Raw genomic sequence first — 23391 nt, 5'->3', positions numbered from 1 at the left:
CGTGTTCACCACAGTCGCACCACGGCTCGCCGCCGACCGGACCGGCCTCCTTCGGGAGCTGCCGGTCCGGCCGGCGGCGTCCGCCGCCCGCACCTTCCGCGGCAACGGGCCGATCGAGGACGACGGCCTGGACCGCTACCTCGCCGACATGGTGGGCGCCTACGGCCGCTCCTACGACCCGGAGTTCCTCGCCAAGGCCCAGGTCACCTCGTACACGACGATGGCGTCGACGGTGGTGGCCGAGCTGACCCCGGGCGTGGACACGCTGCGCCGGATCGTCCTCGCGTTCGCCACCCCGGACATCGACTCCCGGGCCTCGGCCGGGTGCTACCTGGTCGAGGCGGCACCCGGTCGCCCGACCGTGTTCTGCGTCAGCGACCAGGGCGTCACCGCGCCGTTCACCGCGCTGCGGCTGGCCGCCGACCACCTGCGCGACGCGGCAGCCGACGCGCGTACCGCCCTTGTCGTCCTCGACCAGCGCAACCTGCCCTGGGAGGTGGACGCGACCGAGCGGGTGCCGGCCGAGGACGTCGCGGTGGCGTACGCCTTCCGACCGACCGCGCCCGGCGAGACCGGCGTGCTGCTCGGTCAGCGCACCGAGGTCGACCCGGCGGCGGCAGCGGCGCTGCTGGTCGACGTCCTGGACGAGATCTCGGCCCGCGACGGTCGGCCGTTCGCGCTGGTGGCCGGCTACGACGTGCCGGTCACCGCCGAGGTCGCGCTGCGGGCCGAGCGGGTGCACCGGGTGGGGCGGGGCACGCTCTGCACCGGGATCTGGACCACCGCCCGGCAGCTCACCGGCCGGACCGTGCTGGCCGAGTACGACCCGGTGCTGCGCTACCTCACCGTGCTCGCCTGGGACCCGACGTGGTGACCGCGCAGGCGGTGGTCACGCTGGCCCACTGTCGGACGGTGGCCCGCCGGGACGGCCTGGTGGCGGGCTGGACGGCGTTGCTGACCGCGACCGGCGCACCGGAGACGGTGCACGGGCCGCGCGGACACGGGCTGCGCCCGCCGGGGTGGCAGCACCTCTCCGGTGGGACGGACGACCGGCCCGCCGGGTGGGTGCTCGGCCTGACCTGGATGCGGCTCGGCGTCTCGCAGTGGCTGCTCGACCAGGCCAGGGAGTACCTGACCGGCCGGACGACCGGTGGGGTGCCGCTGATCCAGCAGCAACTGGTCCAGGGCAGCCTCGCCGAGATCGTCACCGAGCAGCAGGGCGTCGCCGCGGTCCTCGACGCACTGGAGCACGACCCGGACCCCTCCCTCGCCGCCTACCTGCACCGCCAGCTCACCGACGCCGACCGCGCGTCGTTGCGGCTGCTCGGTGCCGGCGGCTTCCTGACCGACGGGCCGGGCGGGATCGCGCACCTGTCCGAACTGCTCGCCGACGCGTACCTCGACGGAGTTGACCATGGCGATCATCGAGCCGGATGACCGGCTGCGGGTACTGCGCGAGCACGCCCGGGAGTGGGCGGCGGAGCTGCGGCCGTACGCCTTCGACCTGGAGCGCGACCCGGACACCGTCTATCGGCACCTGGACCTGCCCGCGATCGACTACGTCGGGAAGACGATGATCCCGGCGCACCTGCAACCGGACCCGATGCGGATCGGCAGGTACACGTACTACGGCAGCACCGCCGTGGAGCGGGTGGTCGCCGCCGAGGAGATCGCCTTCGGCGACGCGGGGATGTTCCTGGCCTCACCGGGTGCCTCGCTCTCCGGCGTGCTGGTCGGGATGCTCGGCGACGAGGCCCAGCAGGAGTGGTATTTCGGGCGGGTGCGGTCGCGTCCCACCTGGACGTTCTTCGCCCTGACCGAGCCGGCACGCGGCTCCGACGCGATGTCGCTGAGCACGCAGCTCCGCAAGGCGCCGGACGGGTCGGCGACCCTGCACGGCGAGAAGCGGTACGTCGGCAACGCCACCCGTGCCGAGGTGGGCACGGTCTTCGCGCGTACCGGCTCGGGGCCGCTCGGGGTGGTCGCGGTGCTGGTGGAGACGTCGGCTCCCGGCTACCACGCCCAGGCGCTGGACACCGTCGGCCTGCGGGGCGCGCAGATCAGCGCGATCCGCCTCGACGGCGTACCGGTGGCGCCCGGCCGGATCCTCGGCGCCCATCTGCCGGCCTCGGCACGCGGCATGTGGAGTGCGTTGCGGACGTTCAACCTGCTGCGCCCCGGGGTGGCCGCCATCGCGTTGGGGATCGCGCGGGCCGCCATCGAGTATGCTCGATCGCAGTCCGGACGGGGTCGCGACGAGCTGGACCGGCTGGGTCATCGGGTACACACCACACGCCAACTGATCCTGCGCGCCGCTCACGAGGTGGACCGGGACGCCCGCAACGGCTACTACGCCTCGGCCGCGAAGGCGCAGGCCGCCCAGCTCGCCGAGGAGGCCACCCAGCAGGCGTTGCGGATCCTCGGCCCGGGGTCCCGGTTCGCGCATCCCTGGCTGGACAAGCTGGCCCGCGACGCCCGGGGGGTCGAGTTCATGGAGGGCACCCGCAACGTGCAGCGGCTCACCGTCTGTCACGCACTGACCAAGGGCAGGTTCGACGATGACTGAGTACCGCCGCCAGGTGCTGCGCCAGGCCTCGCCGATGGTTCTCGGCGACCTGGTGGGCGTCCTGGTCCCACTCGTGGTGGTCGCCCTGATGAGCCGGATGGGCGACGACTCGCTCTACATCCGCTCGCTGTTCACCCCGATCATGTTCGTGATCATCGCCCTGCACGCCGGGCTCGCCGTACCGAACCAGGTCGCGTCGGCGCTCAGCGGCGACGACGCCGGGAGCCGCATCCGGGCGCTGGCCGGGTTCGCCCGGATCGGCGCCGTGGCGTCGGTCGTGGTGCTGCTGCTGCTCGGACTCGCCGCACCCGGGATGGGTCAGTTGTTCGGGGTCGACCCGGGGGCGCAGAGCGACTTCGTGTGGTTCGTCCGGTGGGTCTGCCTGGCCGCGCTGCTCGGGCTCGGGTCGGTGCTCTGCGGAGCCACCCTGCGGGGCGCGGGACGCCCCCGGGAGGGAGCGGCGGTACTCCTCGCCGCCGCCGCCGTGGAGATCGTCGGCGTGGCCGCGCTCGGCCTGCCCGGCGGTCTGGGCCTGGGCCTCTGGTCGGTGCCGATCGCCATCGCCGCGTCCGGCGTGGTCGGCAGCGCGCTCGGTGGCTACCTGCTGTGGCGTACCGGCGTGTGGCAGCCCGGCACGTCGCTGGCCTGGCGACCCGACCTGTTCGGCCTGCTGGCCGGCGTGGGTCTGCCGGTCTTCGCGTCGTACGTGGCGATCTTCGCCAGCAACTTCGCGCTGACCTGGGTGGTGAGCGCCTTCGGCGCGACCGTGGTGTCCGGCTTCGCGGTGGCGTACGTGGTGCAGAGCGTGGTGATCGTCGCCGGTGTGGCGATCGGCGCGGCCACCGCGATCGTCGCCAACCAGTACCGGGGCGCCGGGGAGAGCCACCGGATGCCGGGCGTGCTGCGCGCCGGCCTCCAGGTGACCGCCGCGTTCTACGTGGTCTGCGCGCTGGTGGTGTGGACCGGCCGGGACTGGCTGGCCCGGGTGACGGCGGCCGACCCGGCGGTGGCCGCCGAGGCGTCCCGCTACCTCGGCATCGTCGCACCCACCTTCGTGCTGATGGGCCTGGTCCTCGCCGCGCTCACCGTGCTGGAGCAGGTCGGCGGCGGGCCACTCGCGATCGCCCTGAACGTCGTCTACTTCGGCGGCATCGTGGCGGTCGGCGGCTACCTGGCCCGGTCCGCCGGTGGGCCGGAGCCGCTGTACTGGACGATCGCGATCGCCAACCTGTTCGGCATCGCCGCCGTGTTCGCCACCGTCCTCTTCGTCCGCCGACGAGCGGGCACCCCGACCCCGGAGACCACCGACCACGACCAGGACGAGAAGGAGGCGGCGGCATGGCGCGAATGACCCGGCAGGCGGTACGCATCGACGGCGAGCGGGGCGTACTCGCCCCCGCCACCCTGGGACAGCGCAGCATCTGGGTGGACATCGACCGGCAGATGCCGGACACCTCCTTCTACAACTCGACGGTCTTCACCCCGGTGCCCGAGGGGGTGGACCTGCCGGGCGTGCTCGCCGCGCTGGGCGCCCTGGTCCGCCGGCACGAGGCGCTGCGCACCCTCTTCCACCGCGATCCGGCCGGGGACCTGATGCAGCAGGTGATGGCCGCCGGGGAACTGCCGGTGGAGATCTGCGAGGCCACCGCCGAGGATCCCGATCCACGGGCGCTCGTCGACGACCTGGAGGCACAGGTCCGGGGGCACCGGTTCGACCACACGACCCAGTGGCCGATCCGGCCCGCCGTCGGTGTGCTGGACGGCGCACCCCGAGTGGTGATCACCTGTGTGTCCCACGCGGCCACCGACTACCTGGGCACCCGGGTGATCGGTGCCGAACTGGCCCGGCTGCTGGCCGGCGAGGAACTGCCGCCGCCCGCGATGCAGCCGGTCGAGTTGGCCGAGTTCGAGCAGAGCGAACCGGGGCGCCGGGTCCAGGAACGATCGTTGGCCCACTGGCGGGAGCAACTGGCGACCGCCCCACCGGCGATCTTCACCCCTCGGGAGCCGGAGTCCCCCCGGTACGCCGTCGCGACGCTCAGCACCAGCGCGGTCAAGCTGGCCCTGGACGCCATCGCCACCCGGTACGCCACGGGCAGCTCCGTCGTGCTGCTCACGGCCACCGCGAAGGTCCTCGGCCGGCGTACCGGCCACGACCGGGTGCCGATGACCCTGATCGCCGGCAACCGGCACCGGGCGGAGCTGCGGGGCTACGTCGGCAACCTGGTGCAGGACGTGCCGGCCACGATCGACGTCTCCGCCGAGGACTTCGCCGTGCTGGTCAAGAGCTGCTGGGGTACGGCCATGAAGGCGTACCGCAGCGGCATCAGTGACCGGCAGGCGATCAGCGCGTTGCGCGGCACGCTGGCCGCCACCGCCGACCCGTCCTGCTACTTCAACGACCTGCGACAGGCCGGGCCGGACACGGGCCCGATCGAGGAGGTGACCGCCGAGCGGCTGCGTGCCGCGCAGGCGACCGGCCGACTCACCTTCGGCACCGGGTACGAGGTGGACGAGCTGACCTTCTTCCTCAAGGTCATCGAGGACGGGCCGGACCGGCTGGAGCTGACCGTACGGGCCGACACCGCCCGGCTCAGCCGCGACGACGCCGCCGGGATCCTGCGGGAGATCGAGGAGTTGCTGGTGACGGTGGCGGCGCAGGAACGGGTCCTGGCGGCCACCGGAGCACCGTGATGCGGCTCGACGGCGTCGTCCACGTCTGGCGGATTCCGCTGGGCCGTCCACTCGCCGGTGATCCGGATCCGGCTGACCTGCTGGACCCGCACGAGCGTCGCCGGGCCGACCGGCTCGGCGACGCCCGGGTGCGCCGCCGCTACGTCCACGCCCACGCCACCAGCCGGTTGATCCTCGGCGGGTATCTCGGCGTACCTCCGGAGGGGGTGGTCTGGCACCGGGGGCGGCACGGTAAGCCGGCGCTGCTCGGACAGCCGGAGACGAAGGTCAACCTGACGCACTCGGCCGACCTGGCCCTGCTGGCGGTCACCACCGGCCGGGAGGTCGGGGTCGACGTGGAGCGTCTCGCCCGGCCGGACCTGGACGGCACGCCGTCACCGGTGGGTCGGCTGGCGACGCGGTTCTACCCGCCGGGCGAGGCGTCCCGGGTCGGCCGCGCTCGCGGTCCGGCCCAGGACTGGTGGTACCTCCGCTACTGGACCCGCAAGGAGGCCTGCGTGAAGGCCAGCGGTGGGCGGCTGGTGCAGGGACTCCGGGTACGGGTCGCCGGATCGCAACCGTACGGTCGCGGCCTGCGGTGCCGGGGTGGGACGGGTCTGCCCGGTCCGTGGGTGGTGCGGGATCTCACGCTCGGCGACGGGCACCTGGCGTCGGTCGCGTTGACCGGGACCGCCGACTACCGGGTGGTGGTGCGGACCTGGCCGGGGTTACGCCGGTTCGGCCTGGATCAGCCGTTCCCGCAGGGCGATCGCCACCGCGAGCGTGCGGTTCGGTGAGTCCAGTTTGGTCATGATGTTGCCCACCAGCCTTTTGGCGCCGTGTTCGGAGACACCGAGCCGACGGCCGATCTGCCGGTTGCTCAGCCCTTCGGCGAGCAGCGCCAGCGTCTCCCGCTCGCGAGCGGTGAGCACCGGTGCCCGGACGCGGTCCCGTCTCGTCCGGCCGGTCGCCAACCTGAGCAGGTGCCGGCTCAACTCGGTGGGCACCACCAACTGGCCGTCGGCCACCTGCGTCAACGCCAGGTGCAGGGACTCCGGGGTGAGGTCCGTGGCCAGGAGGTAGCCGTCCGGCGTCAGCCAGCGCACGATGTCCACCTGGTCCGGCTCGTCGAGCAGCACGAGGAGCTTGTGCTGCCGCCCGTCGTCGTGCCCCAGCAGCGAGTCGGCGCGACTCAGCGCCCGGGGCGAGGCGATGACCACGTCCGCCCCGTCCGGACCGGCCCGTAACCGCACCTCCGGCACCTGCTGCACGACGGCTGCCACCCCGCGCCGGGTCACCTCGTTGTCGACCACCACGGCGATCGTCAGGGCGTCGGCCGGCACTGCCGGCCGGTATTCGGCGGACATAACCGGCCAGATCATCTGCTGCACCATTTCCCCCGTTCGCTTCCGCTCGTCGAAATAGCGTCGCAGGGCCACCATAAACATTCGGGATGGGCCGCAGTAGTGGTAGCTACGGAGGTGGTGCACGCACCGCGCGAAGGGGGCAGACGACCTACGACCAAAGTAGTAGACGTAACTGCCGTCGTTGGCGGAGCCGAATTACCACCCGACTGACCGAGAATAGACGCATCGATAATTTTTCGCTATTCGAGGGGCGCCGATGTCTGTTCAGTCGATTGCGGATCCGCTGTCGGGCGGTTCACTGTCCCGCGTCGTCGGCCTCTCATTCTCGGAGAGCCGGCCGGTGGTGCAGGCCGTCTTCCAGCTCCGCTTCCTGACGGGCGCGCTGCTGGCCGCACCGCCATTTCATCCGACCGCGGTACGGGACCTGACTATCGGCGCGCTGGCCTGGCTCTGCGCCACCTGGCAGGTGTATCTGCTCAACGGCCTCTGCGACCGCACCGAGGACCGGCACAACGGCTCGGGCCGACCGCTCGCCACCGGTGCGCTGTCCGCCGCCTCCGCCGGTGGGGCGGCGGCCGCCCTCAGCCTGCTCGCGATGGCCCTCGGCCTGCTGGTCTCCCCCGGCTTCGCCGTCCTGGTGGCGGCCATGTTGGCGCTCGGCTGGCTCTACTCGGCGGCGCCCCGACCGCAGAAGTCCAACCTGCCCGGCTTCGTCGGCGTGGTGGTGGCCGGCGGCCTGGTCACCTACCTGGCCGGCTGGTACGCGGCCGGTGGCGGCGTACCGGACCCACGGGCGGTGGCGGTGGCCGTGGCCCTGTCGTTCTGGATGGGCCTGGTGGGGATGACGAAGGACCTGCCGGACGTGGCCGGCGACCGGCTGGCCGGTCGACACACCCTGCCGATCGTGCTGCCCGAACGCGTCGCACGCCGGCTGCTCGCGACCGGCGCGCTGCTCGTCGCGGCGGGACTGGCTGCGGTCGCCGTCGCCGAGCCGACCCTGGTGCCGCCGGCCGGGCTGTTGCTGGCCGGTGCGGTGGTGCTGGGCGTCTGCGTGCTGACCCGGACCAGCCACGGCGACCGGAACCGCCGACGCCGCCCCTACCGGGCCTTCATGGTCACCCAGTACGCCGTGCACCTGACGGTGATCGCCCAGTGCCTCGCGAGCTGAGCGACCGCCCGCCGGTTCCGTCGCCGGTCCCGCCCGTTCAGCGGGAGAGCCGTTGCCCGTCGGAGATGATCCGGCGGGCGACCGCCTTGCGGATGGCGTCCACCCGGGACACGGCGTTGAGCTTGGCGTACGCGTTGGTCAGGTGCCGCTTCACGGTGGCCTCGGTGATACGCAGCCGGGAGGCGATCTGCTGGTTGCTCAGCGCGCTCGCGGCGAGGACCAGGACCTCCCGCTCGCGCTGGGTCAGCGCCGTGCCCGGTCCGCCCGAGCCGGGCGGGCGGCGGTCCAGTTGCTCGACCGTGCCGCGCGAGACCGCCAGCAGGACGTTCGCCGACGGGCGGCGCACCGACCGGACCGCCGCCAGCAACTCGTCGCGCAGGATCGTCTTCAACATGTACGCGCTGGCGCCCGCCTCCAGCACCTCACGGACCAACTCGGCGTCGTCGTGCATGGTGAGCACGATGATCTGCACCTCCCGGCGCTGGTGCAGCACCTGCCGGATGGTCTCCGTGACCCCCGCCCCGGGCATCTCCACGTCCAGCAGCAACACGTCCGGCTGGTGGGCGACGACCAGCTCGACCGCCTCCGGGCCACTGCCGCCCTCACCGACGATCCGGATGGTCGGGTCCGTGCCGAGCACCTCCTTGAGGCCCTCACGGAACAGGTTGTGGTCGTCCACCACCGCCACGCGGATGGTGTCCGGGGTGTTCATCCTTCCGGGCCGTAGAGCGGCACCTCGACCGCGACAACGGTGCCGCTGCCGGGTGCGGAGGTGATGGTGAACCTGCCGTTGAGCAGGTCGGCGCGCTCGGCCATGGACCGGAGCCCGAAACCGGCGGTCTGGGCGTCGATCAGGTCGAAGCCACGACCGTCGTCGATCACCTCGGCGTTGATCGCGTCCTCCGTGGCGACGATCGTGATGCGCAGCTCGGTGGCCTCGCCGTGCCGCACCGCGTTGCGGGCGGCCTCGCGCAGGATGAGGTACAGCTCCTCACCGACCTCGCGGGGCATGACCTTGACGTCGCCGGTGACGGTCAGCCCGGTCGAGATGGTGGCCGGCACGCTGGCCGAGAGGTAACCGCGCAGGGCCGGCTCGATGCCGTCCGCGCCGAACGAGCGGCGCAGTTCGGCGGTCAGCTCCTGCACGGTCTGCAGGGCCTCCCTCATCTCGTGCATCGCCGCGCCGACCTTGGCGTCGGCCCGGGGCCGGTCGTGGGTGCCGTAGTGGCGGGACAGGTCGAGGTTCTGCAGGGCGAGGCCGATCGAGTGACCGAGCCGGTCGTGCAGGTCGCGGGCGATCCGGCGACGCTCCTCGCGGCGCGAGGCCTGCAACTTCTCGATCAGGTAGTTCACGTAGGCCAGCGAGGAGAGCGACACCCGCCGGGAGATGGCGTCGTGCAGGGCGAGGGCGATGGCCGCGACCCGGGCCGGATCGGTGACGACGTACCGGCGCAGGATGATCGGCAGCGCTACCTCGAAGAGCAGCGCGGCGGCCCGTAGCGACTCGATCGGGTGGATGTTGCGCAGCGCCCGGTCCACGCCGATCTCGGTGGGCAGCAGCGCGTGGTCGACCACTTCGTCGATCCCGTCGACGTCGGCGGACGGGTCGAACGCCGACGCCGGCAGGTCGAATTGCTCCGCCACGTCGGTGACGATCGCGTGGACGTTGCGCCGCAACTGACCGAGGACCGGCGCATTACGGGTCAGCGCGATCGAGGCCGACTCCAGACGCCGGTGATGCTCCCGAAAGATCTCGTCGGCCAGCCCGTCGTGCGTACTTTTCTGATCACCCACGTGCTTCCCTGTATTCGATTCCACTAATTAGGCCCACAAATATTCCTGTTACGTGTCCCCGCGGTGGATCCGATTACCGGCGTGTTTCGTGGGAGCGCTCCCGAGGCGATCACTCTAACAGGAGAGATGGGTCACAGCAAGCAAGATGCGGGCCCACCGTCACCGATGCCGCGCGCCCGTCGACCACCCCGCCGCGACGAACCACTGCGGACGGCTGGCCGGAAAGCGGATTCCCGAACGCCGAACTCAGCGACGATAAGACCGTTTTGGACCGACCGGTCGGCAGATATTCGGAAACCGATGCGTGCGACCCGAGAAGTGATCGATCAAATTGATGATCGGCCTTCGTCGAACGGTGAACATTGATTGACCGAAAGGGGGAGCCGGATGCCCGACGATCCCGGCGGCGCACCGCTTTTCGTCCCTTGTGGACGGCGAGTTCCGCCACACGGCGCGCCGAGCCGACGGACTGTCGCAGGCGTACGCCATGCTGCGGCCATGAACTCGTCGCCGCAGTGGCTCAGCCGCTACCGCAGGGGCCAACGGGAACAGGTCTGGCACGAGCTGCACCAGTGGGGCAGCGCGATCCGGCTCCACCCCGAGCTGGTCGAGGAGGCGCAGTCGGTCTGTGACGAGATGGCCCGTCGGGCCCGGCAGAACGTCGAGGTCGTGGTGGCGCGGCTGACCGCCGACGGCTACCGGTTCCACGAGAACGACGACGAGGAGACGCCGGTGTCGTGCCCGTACGCCCCGCCGACCGCGCAGGCCGACGCGTACGCCGGCTGGCTGCGGGACCGGTTCGGCGCGGTGCCGATGACGCTCTGCTCCTGGGTGCGGCTGGTGGGCGACGTCTGGCTGGTCGGCACGCATCCGGAGTGGCCCACCTCGGCGTCGGCCGACCCGCTGGTGATCGAGCTGGAGGGATCCCGCCACCCGGACGGACCGTCCCTGCGCGACTACTACGACGAGGAATGGGCCGACTGGCAGGAGGAGCAGGCGACCGACGAGGACCCGGGGGTGTTCGTGCTCCCGGTCGCGCCGGACCGGCTGCACAAGGAGAACACCAGCGGTGGCGGGCCGTACGGCTTCGTACTGCCCGACGGGTGCGTGGACGGGTTGTTCGTCGGGGAGACGACCACCTCGTTCGTCGCCTACCTGAACCAGGTCTTCGGCAGCGGCGGCTTTCCCTGGCCCACCGGGTCGGAGGGCGAGTGGCAGGTGAAGCGGAGCCTGGCCGAGGGCCTGCTACCGCTCTGACCGCGCGAGACTGCCGAACGCGTGCATGGGCGATGCGGTACGAGAATCCGCCGTCGCGCAACGTCGCGATGATCTGGTCGTAGTAGGCGTACACCCCGGACGGCACGGTCGGGCGGGAGCCGAGCAGGCCGGGCGCCCACGGGTGGCGCAGCATCACCGCGCGGGCGGCCAGGCGACGCATCGTCCGCAGACGTCCGGCCGGCGGCGCGCCGATGCGCGGACCGGCCGGGCCGCCGTGTCGTTGATCCGGTTGTGCCCGCCGCCCGCCGGCCACCACGGTGGGGGCGCCGACGACCGGAAGGGACGCCGATGACCAGTGAACGCGAGACCGTGGAGGTCGACCCCACGTTGTTCCAGGCCGTCTACGACTCACCCGCGTCGCTGCCCGGCCGGCACCGGTGGACCACCCCGGAAGCCGACGTCCGGCGGATCGAGAAGCTGCTCGGTATGCCGCCGCGCACCATCGGCGCACCGCTCTGGGTCAGCGGCGACCACCCGGACTGTCCCACCTGCGGTCGCCGGATCACCTGGTACGACATCGTCGCCTCGGCGCTGAAGGGCGTCCACGATCCGGCGATGATCGCCACCGTGATCCTCGGCGACCGCCGGTACGTCAACACCGGCCTGCCCGCCGCCATCGCCGGCGTCCGCTGCACCGACTGCCGCTCGCCGATCGACGGACTACGCAGCTTCAAGTGCCACAACTGGGCGTACGCCTTCGACGAGCTGGCCGCCGTACGGCAGCGCATGACCGGCAGGTAAGGAGGGGTCCCCTGCTAACGCCTCGTGCATAGCAGGGGACCCCTCCTTACCTCGGTGCGCGTCAGTCGGCGGCGGCGCGGCGGGCGGGTCGGCGGCCCGGAGGTGCGGTCGGCTCGTCGCCGAAGTCGGGCACCGTCGGCATCGGCCGGCGGGCCGGGGAACCGGCGACCACCCGCACCTGCTCGCCGTGGTGCCACAGCTCGACGGCGGCGTCGGCGGGAGCGTCGGGCAACTCGTAGCGGGCCTCGTCGGCGGTGAGGGTGACCAGCAGCCGGTGCCCGTGCCAGCAGAGGCTGAACGCGAGCCGGTCGATCCGGTCCGGCAGCCGGGGGTCGAACGAGAGCAGCTCGCGGTCGTCGCGCATGCCGCCGAAGCCCTGCACCAGGGCCAGCCACGAGCCGCCCAGCGACGCCAGGTGCAATCCGTCACCCGTCTTGTCGCCGATGTCCAACAGGTCCTGCAACACCGACTCGGCGAACAGGTCGTACGCCAGGTCGAGGTGACCCAGTTCGGCGGCGAGCACCGCCTGCGGCGCGGCGGACAGCGACGAGTCCCGGACCGTACGCGCCTCGTAGTAGGCGAAGTTGGCCGCCTTCTCCTCGGCGGTGAACTCCCCGGGGCAGCGCAGCATCGCCAGCACCAGGTCGGCCTGCTTGACCACCTGGCGGCGGTACAGCTCCAGGTAGGGGAAGCTCAGCAGCAGCGGATAGTCGTCGTCGCCGGTGTCGTCGAAGTTCCACTCCGGTTGGGTGGTGAAGCCGGCGGCCTGCTGGTGCACCCCGCGCTTGGCGTCGTACGGCAGCACCATCGCGTCGGCCGCCGCCCGCCAAGCAGCCACCTCGGACGGGTCCACCCCCAGCCGATCGGCCGCCTCCGGATAGCGCTCGACGGCGTCCGCCGCACCGCGCATGTTCCGCCGGGCCATCAGGTTGGTGAAGGCGTTGTCGTCGACGAGTGCGGCGTACTCGTCCGGGCCGGTGACGCCGTAGACGTGGAAGCCGCCGTCGTCGGTGAAGTGTCCGAAACCCTGCCACAGCCGGGCGCTCTCCACCAGCAGTTCCAGCCCGGCTCCGGCCCGGAACTCCTCGTCGCCGGTGGCAGCGGCGTGACGCAGCACCGCGTCGGCGATGTCGGCGTTGACGTGCAGCCCGGCGGTGCCGGCCGGCCAGTAGCCGGAGCACTCCTCACCGCCGATGGTCCGCCACGGGAAGGTGGCGCCGGTCAGCCGCAGCTCCGCCGCGCGTTCCCGTGCCTGGGGCAGGTGCGCGTACCGCCAGAGCAGGGCCGAGCGGGCCACCCCGGGGGCGACGTACGTCAGCACCGGCAGCACGTACTGCTCGGTGTCCCAGAGCACGTGTCCGTCGTATCCGTTGCCGGTCAGCCCCTTGGCCGGGATGCTCAACGCACCGTCCGGCCGGCCCGCCTGGATCAGGTGGAACATGGCGAACCGGATGGCCTGTTGCAGTTCCTCGTCGCCGTCGAGCACCACGTCGGCGGTCTGCCACGCGGTGTCGAGGGCGGCCCGCTGGTCGGCGAGCAGGCTGTCGAAGCCCGCCGCACGGGCGGCGTCCGCCTCGGCGGTCACCTGGTCGGCGAGTTCCTCGGCGTCGGTGCCGTCGACCGGCACCCACTCGTACGCCGCGTACTTGGTGAGGCGTACCCGCCGACCGGGCGCGACCGTCCCGGTGAGGGTGAGCCGGACCCGGTCCTCGGTGACGTCGGTGCTGGTGGCGATCTCGTCGGGGGCTGACAACCGGTGTGCCACGGCGACGGCGATCCGCTGGTCACTGTGCTCGGTGCGGTGCACCAGGACGCCGTCGGTGCCGTCGGCGTGGTGATGCTCGGCGACCAGCGGGTCGTGGATGGTCGCCGCGGCCCGGGGGTCGTCGTCGCGTTCCGGAACCCGCTCGTTGGCCAGCAGGTCCGCGCAGATCCGCAGTTCGACCGCCTCGTCCAGAGGTTCCACCGTCCAGTCGAGGGCGGCCACCCGGCGACGTGGCAGCGACACCAGCCGGGTGCTGCGGACCCGCACCCCGTGCCCGGCGGGCGAGGTCCACTCGGTGACCCGCTCCACCACCCCGGCCCGCAGGTCGAGCACCTGCTCGTGGGAGCGCAGCGTGCCGGTGCGGACGTCCAGCGGTTCACCGCCGACCCAGAGCCGGACGAGAGTGGCGTTCGGCACGCTGACCAGCGTGTCGCTGAGCTGCGGAAAGGCGTACCCGTCCTCGGGGTAGTCGAGCGCCCGCCGCTCGTGGAACCCGTTGAGGTAGCTGCCCGGCATCTCGCAGGGGTCGCCCTCGTCCAGGGTCCCGCGCCAGCCGACCCAGCCGTTGCTCAACGCGAAGATCGATTCGGTCTCGCCGAGCCGGTCGAGGTCGTCCTGGGTACGGACGATCCGCCACCGGCCGTCCGGTGCCGATGACGGCCGGTCGGGGGTGCTCTGCACAGCGCCTCCTGGGGTGCGACGACGAGCCCTGCGGACCGTCATTTCCCCGCCGGCCCCCGCACCACACCAGGAGCCGGCCCACTCACCACACCAGCAGCAGCGCCCCCAGGGTGCCGAGCACCAGGTACGGCCCGAACGGCAGGTGGCTCGACCAGCGGGCCCGGCCGCTGACCAGCAGGACCAAGGCCACCAGGCCGGAGAGGACCAGCGCGAGCAGCAGTCCCGTCACGAGCAGGCTCCAGCCGTACCAGCCGAGCAACGCGCCCGCGCCGAGCGCCAGCTTGGCGTCGCCGATGCCGAATCCGCGTGCACCGAGCAGCAGCGTGGTGGCCGCGAAGAAGAGGGCCAGCCCGAGCCCGGCGGCGGTGGCACGCCACCAGGGCGCGACCCCGGCACCGGTCAGCGCGGCGACGCCGAGCAGCAGCCAGGTGCCGGCGGCGGCCGGCCAGGTGAGCCGGTCCGGCAGCCGGTGCACCGCGAGGTCGACGAAGACCAGGGGGATCGCGAAGGCGAGCCACCACGCGGCGGCAGCCAGTTCGGCGACCGGCGGGCGGGTCAGCAGCAGCAGGGCGAGGACGCCCACGGCGGCCAGCTCGACGGTGCCCGGTGGCGCGCCGACCCGCACGCGGCATCCGGCGCAGCGGGCGGTCGGCCCGAGCGCAGGCCACGGCCGGGCAAGGCTGATCGAGGCGCCGCAGGCGTCGCAGCCGGCCCGGCTACCGACCTCGGCGGGTACGGCGAAGCGCGCGATCGCGTACCGCATCAGTGGGGTGATCGCCAGCGCGGCCAGGAGGCGCGGGCCCGGCCGGCGGGTGGTGGAGGCGTCCGACGGTGGCCGGTGGTCGGCCGGTGCCCGGTCGCGGACCGGTGGGCTCGGGTCGTGCCGGCTCATGCGGCAGACTGCCCGGTCGAGCCCACCACGGACCGTAGTGTGTCCACTCGGATCGGGTGGTGGCACGAATGTCGGGCCGGGACTCCTCCGCCTCTCGCGGAGTGTCGGCCGAAACGCGCCGGAGAGACTGATGCAATTCCCATGGAATGCAATTGGCGCGAACCCGGGTCCGATATGACCGGGGACAGATCGGACCACATGCCATTTCCCGCCACATGACGAACGGCTGATCGACCGCTCCACGAACGACGGAAGGGCGTGGCCGATCGCCCGCGCCCGGCCGACGCTCCGCGCGTCGCGACCGACGCCCGCAACCTACCGGTAACCACCCGACACCACCACCATCCATGACTCAGCGTGTTCGGTTGAATTGCCTCTGTCGCATCGGCCGGCATCAGCTTATGCTCGCCCCTTGGACGCGGCGCAACCCATGTCCACGGGGGCATCACCAGCCAGGCAGTGCATTTCTAGAGATCCAAACAGGTAAATGCGGCTGCGATTCGGGCAGGACCGGGGAACGCCCCTCCGGTCGCACTACCGCACGCCTGGGAAACGCCGGCGACGGCGGTCGCCGGATCAGCACCGAGGAGGGCACGAAGGTGCGAGCACGGCAGCTCAGTCGCTGGACGGCCGGTCTGGTCGCGGTGGCGGCAGTCGGCACGACCACCGCCTGCGGTGGCGCTCAGGAAGCGACCACCGCGACAGCGTCCGAGCGACGCGGGACACCGACCGACGCGCAACGGGTGGCCGAGGAGAAGGCCGCCGAGAAGGCTGCGCTGGCGGCCTACACCGGCTATCTCACCGCCTCCCGTACGGCGAGCCGGCACAGCGACCCGCAGCACCCGGAGTTGACCCGTTTCCTCGGTGACCCGCTGCTGACCCGGGTCCGGCTGAGTCTGCGCAAGGCCCGCGACAACGATGCGGTCAGCGTCGGCACGATCCGCTCCGATCCCACGGTGATCTCGGTCAACCTGGACGCCGCACCACCCACCGTGGAGATTCAGGACTGCCTCGACGCGACCGGCTACCGGCTGGTCTACCGCTCCGACGGGAAGAAGACGGTGCCCGGGACCCGGGGCTCCCGGCACCTGGCCACCGCCACCGCGATGCGCTACCCCGACGGTCGCTGGCTGATCAGCGCCGGTGCCGCCCACCGGGACCAGCCGTGCTGACCGCGCGAGTCGGCAGGAGCCGCCGAACCCGGAAGTCCGTCGGGCTTACGCAGTCCCCTGGTCGGCTGGTCCGCCGCGCGCTGCTCGGCAGCGCCCTGGCCCTGCTGCTGACCACCGGGCCGGGGGTGCCGGCGCACGCCGACCCCGGTGCCGAGTGCCCGCCCGCCCAGCCGAACTGCAACGTCTGGGACGACGACCGGGGCACCCCCGGCAACGGTGGCAACAACGGCGGCGGCGGCAACAACGGCGGTAACAACGGGGGCGGTGGCAGTGGCGTCTGCCAGTGGAACGGACGCACCATCCCCTGCTACGACGACGATCTGGGCTGGTTCAACAGCAACGACGGTTGCTACTACAAGCTCGCGGAGCCGCAGCCGGAGGCCGACGAGGGGTACCTGTGGTACACCCGCGCCTGCAACGGCGGTGACCTCGGCTCGGTGGTGACCGTCCAACTGCCGGAGGCGCCACCCGGCTTCGGGGCCCCGCCGGACCCGGAGGAGTTGGCCCGCCGGGCGTTCGCCTCGATCAGCCTCGTCGCTCCCCGGGCCAGGGTCGCCCCCCGGAAGAGCATCGGGCCCGGCCTGGTCGGCCTGCCGGTCTGGATGTGGGCGGAACGCGGGCCCAACCAGTTCGGCCCGCTGACCGCCTCCGCCTCGGACCGGGGCCTGACGGTCAGTATCCGCGCCGTGGTCAAAGAGGTCGTCTGGGACATGGGCAACGACGTCAAGATCACCTGCGACGGCCCGGGCACCGCGTACGACCGGGATGGTCGGCACGCCGGCCAGAAGTCCCCGGACTGCGGCTACCACAGCGGCTACCCGATAGCCGACACGTACGAGGTGCAGGCGACGACGCACTGGAACGTCACGTGGCAAGGCGGCGACCGGAGCGGCACCATCCCCGGCGTCACCCGCACCACCGGTGTGGTCGAGATCCAGATCAACGAGCTTCAGGTGGTGACCCGATGAGCGTGGCGACCCGCAACGGCAACCCTTCGGTGGACGCGCCGGTCGCCCCACCCCGGGTGGTCCGGCAGCGCCGGGTACGCCCCGGCCTGCTCGGCCTGGCCGTCCTGCTGATCGCCCTCGGCGGGCTGGGTTCGGCCTTCGCGATCACCTCGGTCCGCGCCACGGGCAGTTACCTGGCCGTGGCGCAGACCGTCGAGGTGGGCAGCGTGATCGGCGCGGACGACCTGGTGGCCGTGCAGGTGGCCGGTGGACAGGGGCTCGACCCGGTGCCGTCCGGCCGGCTCGCCGAGGTGATCGGGATGCGGGCCGCCGTCTCGCTCGCCCCGGGGACGCTGCTGACCATGGCCCAGCTCACCGACGACCCGCTGCTCGGCCCCGGGCAGCAGCAGCTCGCCCTCGGGCTGCGCGCGGCCCAGGTCCCCGCGCCGAAGCTCCGCCCCGGCGATCAGGTCCTGCTGGTGAGCACCCCGAACAACGACGGCAACAGCAGCGGCGGCTCGTCGTCGAGCGCCACCCGGTTCACCGCCACCGTCACCGACGCGGTCAGCACCGAGGGCCGGGACGAGGTCGTGGTCTATCTGGCACTCGCCGTTCGGGACGTACCGGCGGTGGTGGCGCTGGCCGCCCAGGATCGGATCGCGGTCGTGCTGACCAAGGCGGCCTGAGCATGGCGATCATCGCGCTGGTCTCGGCCAAGGGCTCGCCGGGGGTGACCACCACCGCGTTGGCCTGCGCGTTGAGCTGGCATCGACGGCTGGTGCTGGCCGAGTGCGACCCGGCCGGCGGCTCGGTGCTCGCCGGCTACCTCGGCGGTGCGCTCGACGGCCCCCGGGGCATCGGCGAACTGGCCGTCGGTGAGCTGCGCGACGGCAGCCTGGAGTCGACGTTCTGGTCGCAACTCGTCGACCTGGACGCACCCCGACGCGAGCGGCTGCTGCTGCCCGGCGTCGTCGACCCGGCCCAGGCCGGCAGCGTCATCCCGCTCTGGCAGCGGTTCGCCGACTACTTCGGCGGGCTGGAGCACGGCGACCCGCCGTACGACGTGCTTGTCGACTGTGGCCGGCTGCACGTGGTCGGCACCCCGTGGCCGCTGCTGCGTGCCGCGTCGGTGGTGCTGGTGGTGAGCCGGGCACAACTGCCCGACCTCTCCGGCACCCGCGCGATGCTCCAGACCATCGAACGGGACTTCGCCGAACACCGGGTGCAGCCCGGCACGCTCCGGCTGCTGCTGGTCGGGGGTGGCCACGGCAAGACCGAGGTCAGCAAGGCGTTGCACACACCGGTCATCGCCCGGTTGCCGCACGATCCGCGTACCGCCGAGGTGCTCAGCCTGGGCGGCACCGTCCGGGCGTCCCGGCCGCTGCTGCGCGCGGCCCGGGGCCTCGAGGTGCCGGTCGGCGCGCTGCTGGAGCGGCGACGGGCCCGATTGGCGTGGCCGGTGCCCCAGGGGGTGCCGGATGCGATTTGAGCCGGTCTCGTCGGACCCCCGCCGGTTACCACCCGGCGCCACCTCGATCGCGCCCCCGCTGCCGCCGGTCAACGGGCGGCAGCATCCGCCGACGCCGCCGCCCGTCGCGCCGACGGCACCCGAGCCACCGCCCCGGCCCCGGGTGGACTTCCAGGTCGTCCGCGAGTTGCGCCGGGAGCTGAGCGAGCGGCTCACCCGCTGGCAGCGCGGCCGGGAGTTCAGCGTCGACGAGGAGGACACCGAGCGGGCCCGGCTCGCGGTCGAACTGGTCGCCGAGTACGCCGACTCGGTGCGCCGGGCCGGTACGCCGATGGCCGCGGGCGAGGAGCGGCTGCTGCTCGACCAGGTCACCGCCGAGCTGGCCGGGCTCGGTCGGCTCCAGACGCTGCTCGTCGACGACAGCATCGAGGAGGTCCACATCCTCGGCTGCGACCAGGTGCGCGTCACCCGGCACGGCGGCGGCGTGGACTGGACCGACCCGATCGCGGACAGCGACGACGAGCTGGTGGAGATCCTCCAGGCGGCCGCCCGCCGGGCCGGTGCCACCGAGCGTTCGCTCTCCACCTCGAAGCCCACCCTGGACCTTCAACTGCCCGACGGCAGCCGGTTGGCCGCCGTGTTCCTGGTCAGCCACCGCCCGTACGCGGTCATCCGCAAGCACAACACGCTCGACGTGACCCTGGACGACCTGACCGGGGCGCGGGGTGACCTGGACGAGATGGTCGACCCGCTGCTGCGGGACTTCCTCCGCGCGTCCATGCGCGCCGGACTGAACATCATGGTCGCCGGGCTGGCCGGTGCCGGTAAGACCACGGTCATCCGGGCGCTGATGAGCGAGATCCCGCAGGACGAGCCGTACGTGCTGCTGGAGGAGAGCCGGGAGTTGCTACCGGCCCGGCGCGGTCAGCGGCACCGTGCGGTGATGAGCTTCGAGGCGCGGGAGGGGCACGGCGAACGCGGGCCGGACGGCCGCCCGGCGGGCGAGGTGAGCATCGCCGACCTGATCCCGGTCTCGCTCCGGATGGGTGTGCTGCGGATCATCGTCGGCGAGGTGCGGTCCCGGGAGATCGTGCCGATGCTCCAGGCGATGACCACCAGCCGGGGGTCGATGTGCACGATCCACGCGCGTACCCCCGCTGGGGTGAGCGAGCGGATCATCGAGTTGGCGCTGGCGCACGGCCGCGAGATGACCGTCGACCAGGCCCGCCGGATGGCCGGCAACGCCCTCGACCTCATCGTCTATGTCAACGTGGAGGACGAGACCGGGATCGGTGGCCGCAAGCACCGGTTCGTGTCGCACGTCGAGGAGGTGCTCGGCGTCGGCGAGAGCAGCCGCATCACCACCACCCAGGTGTTCGGACCGGGCCCGGACGGCCGGGCCGTCCCCCGGCACCTGCCGGAACGGGTCCGCGGCCAACTGCTGCGGGTGGGCTACGACGCCCGGCTGCTCAGCCGCTGGATCGAGGCCGGCCAGGGCGCGTGGCGACGCCCCAAGCAGACCCGACTCGGGCGGCGGTGACCCGTGCTCGACAACATCCAACTCATCGCGGTGGTCTCCGGGGCGGCCTGTGTGGCCGGGCTGGTGCTCACGGTCGTCGCGCTGGTCGGCACGCGTCGCCCGCCCGGCCCGGCACCCGGCGCGGGCCCGGGACTCAGCCGGCTGTGGCGTGGCTCCGGCACCACGCTGCGCGAACAGCAGACCCATCAGGCGTTGCTGATCGGCGCGGTGGTCGCGGGCGCGCTGGCCTTCCTGGTGACCGGGCTACCGGTGGTCGGGCTGCTGGTCGCCGTGGCGGTGCCCGGTACGCCGTGGCTCTTCTCGGTCGGCCGGGCGGAACGGCGGGCGATCGCGCGGATCGAGGCGGTCGGCGAGTGGACCCGCCGCCTCAAGGACGTCTCCTCCACCGGGCAGGGTCTCCAGCAGGCGATCATCGGCACCGTCGGCACCGCACCGGAGGAGATCCAGGAGGAGATACGCCTGCTCGCCGCCCGGCTCCAGGCCGGGTGGCTGGCCCGCTCCGCCCTGCTGGCGTTCGCCGACGACATCGGCGACCCGGTCTGCGACCAGGTGGTGGCGGCGCTCATCCTGCACCTCACCGACCGGGGCGAACGCCTCGGCGACGTCCTCGGCTCGATCGCCGCGGCGGCGTCCGCCGAGGTCGCCACCAGACGCGAGATCGAGGCCAAGCGCACCCAACCCCGGTTCGCGGTCCGCTTCCTGACCGGGATGACCCTGGCCACCATCGGGTACGGGCTGCTCAACCGCGAATACGTGCAGCCGTACGACACGCCGTTCGGCCAGGTGGTGATGGCGGTGCTCGGCGCTGCCTTCGTCGGCCTGCTGGCCTGGGTGCGCTCGATGAGTCAGCCGCCGCGACCGGCCCGCTTCCTGCCCGCCCCCGATCCCCGGGAGGTGGTGGCGTGAACCTGCACCTCACCATCGCGGTGCTCAGCGGTGCCGTGGTCGGGCTGGGCGTGTACCTGATCGTGCGCGAGCTGGTGCCGGCGACCCCGGCGCTCGGTCCGGCTCTGCGGCGACTGCACCAGCCGCCGGGCGCGACCCGGCTCGGTCCGGCCGACCGCCGGCTGGACTGGCTGACCGGGCTGGCCCGCTGGCTGCGCCCGCCGCACCGGCAACTGGCCCTGCTCGACCGCACCCCCGAGCAGTACGCCCTCTCCATGCTGCTGTCCGCGTTGATCGGGCTCGCCGCACCGGCCCTGCTCGGCTTCACGCTGTTGGCCGTGGGCGTCTCGCTGCCGCTGACCGTACCGGTGCTGGGCAGCCTCGGTCTGGCAGTGCTCTGCGCGCTGGTCGCGCACCGGTCGATGATCGCCCGCGCGGAGGCGGCCCGGGACGAGTTCCGGCAGGCGGTCTGTACCTACCTGGATCTGGTCGCGTTGCAGCTCTCCGCCGCGCACGGCCCGGTGCAGTCGTTGGAGCGGGCCGCCGCCATCTGTGAGGGCTGGGTCTTCGACCGGATCTCCGAGGCACTGCGCATGGCCCAGATGCAGATGCACTCGCCCTGGGACGAACTCCGCGGCCTCTCCGACCGGATCGGCATCCCCGAGCTGGGCGACGTCGGCGCGATCATGCGCTCGTCCGGCAGCGAGGGCGCCCAGGTGCACGAGACCCTGCGCAGCCGCGCCGACTCGCTGCGCGACCAGATCCGCACCGACAACCTGGCCCGGGCCGAGGGAGTGACCAGCCGGCTCGACATTCCCGGCGCGCTGCTGGTCTTCGTCCTGCTCGGCTTCGCCATCTATCCCTTCCTCGCCCGCCTTTAGCACTCGACCTCAACCGAAGGAGCCCCCGATGTCCGTCCTCACCGAACTGAACGCCGCGCTGGGCGTGCGGCTGACCCACGTACAGACCGCGCTGCGGGCGCGGCTTGTGTACCTGCGGGGGGACCGTGGCGACAGCCCCGTACCGACCGCCGTGATCATCTTCGGCCTGGTGACGGTGGCGTTGGCGGTCACGGCAGCGGCCCTGACCGCCGCCAACAACTGGATGGGCCGCATCCCCGGGCCGCCGGCACCGTGACGATGCGCCGCCGCCGCTACGCCGGGTGCCGGATGGTCACGGCCATCCGGCACCCTCGGCTGCCCGGTGACGGCGAACGCGGCGGCAACCCGGTGGAGTTGGCGGTGGCGCTACCGGCGATCCTGATCCTGCTGTTCGGCTCGATCCAGGTGGCCGCCGTCTTTGTCGCCAGGTCCACCGCGCTCAACGCGGCACAGAGCGGAGTCAACGCACAGCGGCTTCACCAGGCTCCGGCCGGGGCCGGCGAGGAACGCGCCGCGCGCTTCCTCACCCAGGCCGGTGGCTGGCTGGTCGACTGGGACGAACCAGGGCCGAGCTGCGTCACCTCGGCCACCGACGTGACGTGCACGGTGACCGGCCGCTCTCTGTCGGTGGTGCCGGGAGTCAGCTTCTCCATCGAAGAGACCGCACACGGGACGGCGGAACGATGGACCGCACCATGAGCCGGGGCTCGGTCTCGATCGAGGTGGCCGTCCTGGCACCCGCGTTCCTGGCCATGATGGTGCTGGCCGGAGTCGCCGGGCGTACCGCGGTGGCCAGCGAGGCACTGGAGGCGGCGGCACACGACGCCGCCCGCGCGGCCTCCATCTCCCGCGACGCCCGCACCGCCCGCACCGAGGCCCTCGACGCGGTCCGCAGCCAGCTCGACTGGAGGGGGTTGGCCTGCTCCGGCGAGCCGCAGGTGACCTTCAGCGGATCGGTCGACGGACGGTCCACCACCTTCGGTCAAGCCTTCAGCAGCTCCGTCGGGCAGGACGCCACGGTCACCGTGCAGATCGCTTGTACCGTCTCCTACCAGGACATCAGGATCTCCGTCCTGAGGATGCCGAGCGGAAACCGGGTCACCGCCTCGTTCACCTCGCCGTTGGACCGTTACCGGAGCCGGGGATGACGGCCGGGCGCGGGGACGCCGGGCGGGTGAGCATCTTCCTCGCCGTGGCGATGATCGGCGTGCTCGGCATCATCGGCATGGCGTTCGACGGCGCCGGTCAGCTCCGCACACTGCAACGCGCCGAGAACCTGGCCGCCGAGGCGGCCCGGACCGGTGGCCAGGCCATCGACCGGGCGACCGCCATCGAGGGCGGCCCGAAGCGCATCGACCAGACCGAGGCCCGCGCGGCCGTCGCGGACTACCTCGCCGCCGCCGGGGCCACCGGCCACGACGTGACCTTCCCGGTGGTCGACGGCGAGACCGTCATCCGGGTACGGGTGTCCGTCACCTACCGCCGGGCGATGCTCGGCCTCTTCGGCTTCTCCAACACCGTCACCGTCTCCGGTGAGGCGACCGCGCGGGCGCTGACCGGGGCTCCCTAGGGA

25 protein-coding genes are annotated in these 23391 nt (G+C 72.4%); 20 read left to right on the top strand and 5 right to left on the bottom strand.

The window, feature by feature from the left end; genetic code table 11:
- Position 1 precedes the first annotated feature (1 nt).
- Genes HUT12_RS01230 through HUT12_RS01205 form a run of 6 tightly spaced genes read left to right on the top strand, consistent with a single transcriptional unit; the run spans position 2 to position 6036 of the window.
- On the top strand, positions 2-874 hold the full coding sequence (locus HUT12_RS01230) for a hypothetical protein (RefSeq protein ID WP_131051899.1): 873 nt from the start codon (positions 2-4) through the stop codon (positions 872-874).
- Positions 868-1437: an acyl-CoA dehydrogenase family protein gene (locus HUT12_RS32625; protein ID WP_254876694.1), complete on the top strand. Its 570-nt coding sequence runs from the start codon at positions 868-870 to the stop codon at positions 1435-1437. Before HUT12_RS01230 ends, HUT12_RS32625 begins: the two co-directional genes overlap by 7 nt.
- On the top strand, positions 1415-2566 hold the full coding sequence (locus HUT12_RS01220) for an acyl-CoA dehydrogenase family protein (RefSeq protein ID WP_254876693.1): 1152 nt from the start codon (positions 1415-1417) through the stop codon (positions 2564-2566). The genes HUT12_RS32625 and HUT12_RS01220 overlap by 23 nt, the downstream gene beginning before the upstream one ends.
- Complete coding sequence (locus HUT12_RS01215) at positions 2559-3917, top strand: MATE family efflux transporter (RefSeq protein WP_131051901.1); 1359 nt, start codon at positions 2559-2561, stop codon at positions 3915-3917. The genes HUT12_RS01220 and HUT12_RS01215 overlap by 8 nt, the downstream gene beginning before the upstream one ends.
- Positions 3905-5260 (top strand): condensation domain-containing protein, encoded by a 1356-nt coding sequence (locus HUT12_RS01210; protein WP_131051902.1) that lies wholly within the window; start codon positions 3905-3907, stop codon positions 5258-5260. The genes HUT12_RS01215 and HUT12_RS01210 overlap by 13 nt, the downstream gene beginning before the upstream one ends.
- Complete coding sequence (locus HUT12_RS01205; RefSeq protein ID WP_176092287.1) at positions 5260-6036, top strand: 4'-phosphopantetheinyl transferase superfamily protein; 777 nt, start codon at positions 5260-5262, stop codon at positions 6034-6036. Before HUT12_RS01210 ends, HUT12_RS01205 begins: the two co-directional genes overlap by 1 nt.
- Here HUT12_RS01205 and HUT12_RS01200 read toward each other — a convergent pair.
- Entirely contained in the window at positions 5968-6621 is a 654-nt protein-coding gene (locus tag HUT12_RS01200; protein WP_217705936.1) for a response regulator transcription factor, read from the bottom strand. The two genes, HUT12_RS01205 and HUT12_RS01200, sit on opposite strands and share 69 nt — an antisense overlap.
- Before the next feature lie 241 nt (positions 6622-6862).
- Here HUT12_RS01200 and HUT12_RS01195 point away from each other — a divergent pair, with 241 nt between their 5' ends.
- Positions 6863-7774: a UbiA family prenyltransferase gene (locus HUT12_RS01195; RefSeq protein ID WP_176092285.1), complete on the top strand. Its 912-nt coding sequence runs from the start codon at positions 6863-6865 to the stop codon at positions 7772-7774.
- Positions 7775-7811: 37 nt separating this feature from the next.
- On the opposite strand, the gene HUT12_RS01190 is transcribed toward HUT12_RS01195, so the two are convergent.
- Entirely contained in the window at positions 7812-8486 is a 675-nt protein-coding gene (locus HUT12_RS01190; protein ID WP_176092284.1) for a response regulator transcription factor, read from the bottom strand.
- Positions 8483-9568 carry a sensor histidine kinase gene (locus tag HUT12_RS01185; RefSeq protein WP_176092283.1) on the bottom strand — a complete coding sequence of 362 codons (1086 nt, stop codon included), beginning with the start codon at positions 9566-9568 and terminating at the stop codon, positions 8483-8485. The genes HUT12_RS01190 and HUT12_RS01185 overlap by 4 nt, the downstream gene beginning before the upstream one ends.
- 498 nt (positions 9569-10066) lie before the next feature.
- On the opposite strand from HUT12_RS01185, the gene HUT12_RS01180 reads away from it, so the two are divergent.
- Together HUT12_RS01180 and HUT12_RS01175 are read left to right on the top strand one after the other, a co-directional pair.
- Positions 10067-10825: a hypothetical protein gene (locus HUT12_RS01180; RefSeq protein WP_176092282.1), complete on the top strand. Its 759-nt coding sequence runs from the start codon at positions 10067-10069 to the stop codon at positions 10823-10825.
- Between the two features lie 309 nt (positions 10826-11134).
- Positions 11135-11587, top strand: coding sequence for a hypothetical protein (locus HUT12_RS01175; protein ID WP_176092281.1), 453 nt, complete (start codon positions 11135-11137; stop codon positions 11585-11587).
- A gap of 61 nt (positions 11588-11648) precedes the next feature.
- On the opposite strand, the gene HUT12_RS01170 is transcribed toward HUT12_RS01175, so the two are convergent.
- Positions 11649-14033, bottom strand: coding sequence for a glycoside hydrolase family 65 protein (locus HUT12_RS01170; protein WP_254876692.1), 2385 nt, complete (start codon positions 14031-14033; stop codon positions 11649-11651).
- 82 nt (positions 14034-14115) lie between these two features.
- Entirely contained in the window at positions 14116-14796 is a 681-nt protein-coding gene (locus HUT12_RS01165; protein WP_254877017.1) for an A24 family peptidase, read from the bottom strand.
- A gap of 728 nt (positions 14797-15524) precedes the next feature.
- Between HUT12_RS01165 and HUT12_RS01160 the strand changes: the two genes are divergently transcribed.
- The 11 genes from HUT12_RS01160 (at position 15525) to HUT12_RS01110 (ending at position 23388) form a co-directional block, all read left to right on the top strand.
- The gene (locus HUT12_RS01160; protein WP_176092278.1) at positions 15525-16097 is read left to right on the top strand and encodes a hypothetical protein; all 573 of its coding nucleotides are present in this window, start codon (positions 15525-15527) and stop codon (positions 16095-16097) included.
- Positions 16098-16192: 95 nt separating this feature from the next.
- On the top strand, positions 16193-17065 hold the full coding sequence (locus tag HUT12_RS01155; protein WP_254877016.1) for a hypothetical protein: 873 nt from the start codon (positions 16193-16195) through the stop codon (positions 17063-17065).
- Positions 17062-17730, top strand: a complete 669-nt coding sequence (locus HUT12_RS01150) for an SAF domain-containing protein (protein ID WP_131056960.1) — start codon at positions 17062-17064, stop codon at positions 17728-17730. Before HUT12_RS01155 ends, HUT12_RS01150 begins: the two co-directional genes overlap by 4 nt.
- Positions 17731-17732: 2 nt before the next feature.
- On the top strand, positions 17733-18533 hold the full coding sequence (locus tag HUT12_RS01145) for a ParA family protein (protein ID WP_131056961.1): 801 nt from the start codon (positions 17733-17735) through the stop codon (positions 18531-18533).
- On the top strand, positions 18523-20052 hold the full coding sequence (locus tag HUT12_RS01140; RefSeq protein ID WP_176092277.1) for a CpaF family protein: 1530 nt from the start codon (positions 18523-18525) through the stop codon (positions 20050-20052). Before HUT12_RS01145 ends, HUT12_RS01140 begins: the two co-directional genes overlap by 11 nt.
- Positions 20053-20055: 3 nt before the next feature.
- Positions 20056-20958, top strand: a complete 903-nt coding sequence (locus HUT12_RS01135) for a type II secretion system F family protein (RefSeq protein ID WP_131057675.1) — start codon at positions 20056-20058, stop codon at positions 20956-20958.
- Positions 20955-21818 carry a type II secretion system F family protein gene (locus tag HUT12_RS01130; RefSeq protein WP_176092276.1) on the top strand — a complete coding sequence of 288 codons (864 nt, stop codon included), beginning with the start codon at positions 20955-20957 and terminating at the stop codon, positions 21816-21818. Before HUT12_RS01135 ends, HUT12_RS01130 begins: the two co-directional genes overlap by 4 nt.
- Before the next feature lie 28 nt (positions 21819-21846).
- A complete protein-coding gene (locus tag HUT12_RS01125; RefSeq protein WP_131054672.1) occupies positions 21847-22074 on the top strand; it encodes a hypothetical protein in 228 nt (75 codons plus the stop codon).
- 32 nt (positions 22075-22106) lie between these two features.
- Positions 22107-22517 (top strand): TadE/TadG family type IV pilus assembly protein, encoded by a 411-nt coding sequence (locus HUT12_RS01120; protein WP_131054671.1) that lies wholly within the window; start codon positions 22107-22109, stop codon positions 22515-22517.
- Positions 22502-22966, top strand: a complete 465-nt coding sequence (locus HUT12_RS01115; RefSeq protein ID WP_131054670.1) for a TadE/TadG family type IV pilus assembly protein — start codon at positions 22502-22504, stop codon at positions 22964-22966. Before HUT12_RS01120 ends, HUT12_RS01115 begins: the two co-directional genes overlap by 16 nt.
- Entirely contained in the window at positions 22963-23388 is a 426-nt protein-coding gene (locus HUT12_RS01110; protein WP_131054669.1) for a pilus assembly protein TadG-related protein, read from the top strand. Before HUT12_RS01115 ends, HUT12_RS01110 begins: the two co-directional genes overlap by 4 nt.
- Positions 23389-23391: the final 3 nt, after the last annotated feature.

Source organism: Verrucosispora sp. NA02020 (assembly GCF_013364215.1).
GTDB lineage: Bacteria > Actinomycetota > Actinomycetes > Mycobacteriales > Micromonosporaceae > Micromonospora.
Note: the sequence above shows the minus strand (reverse complement) of the source record. Positions and strands in the feature narration are given on the sequence as shown.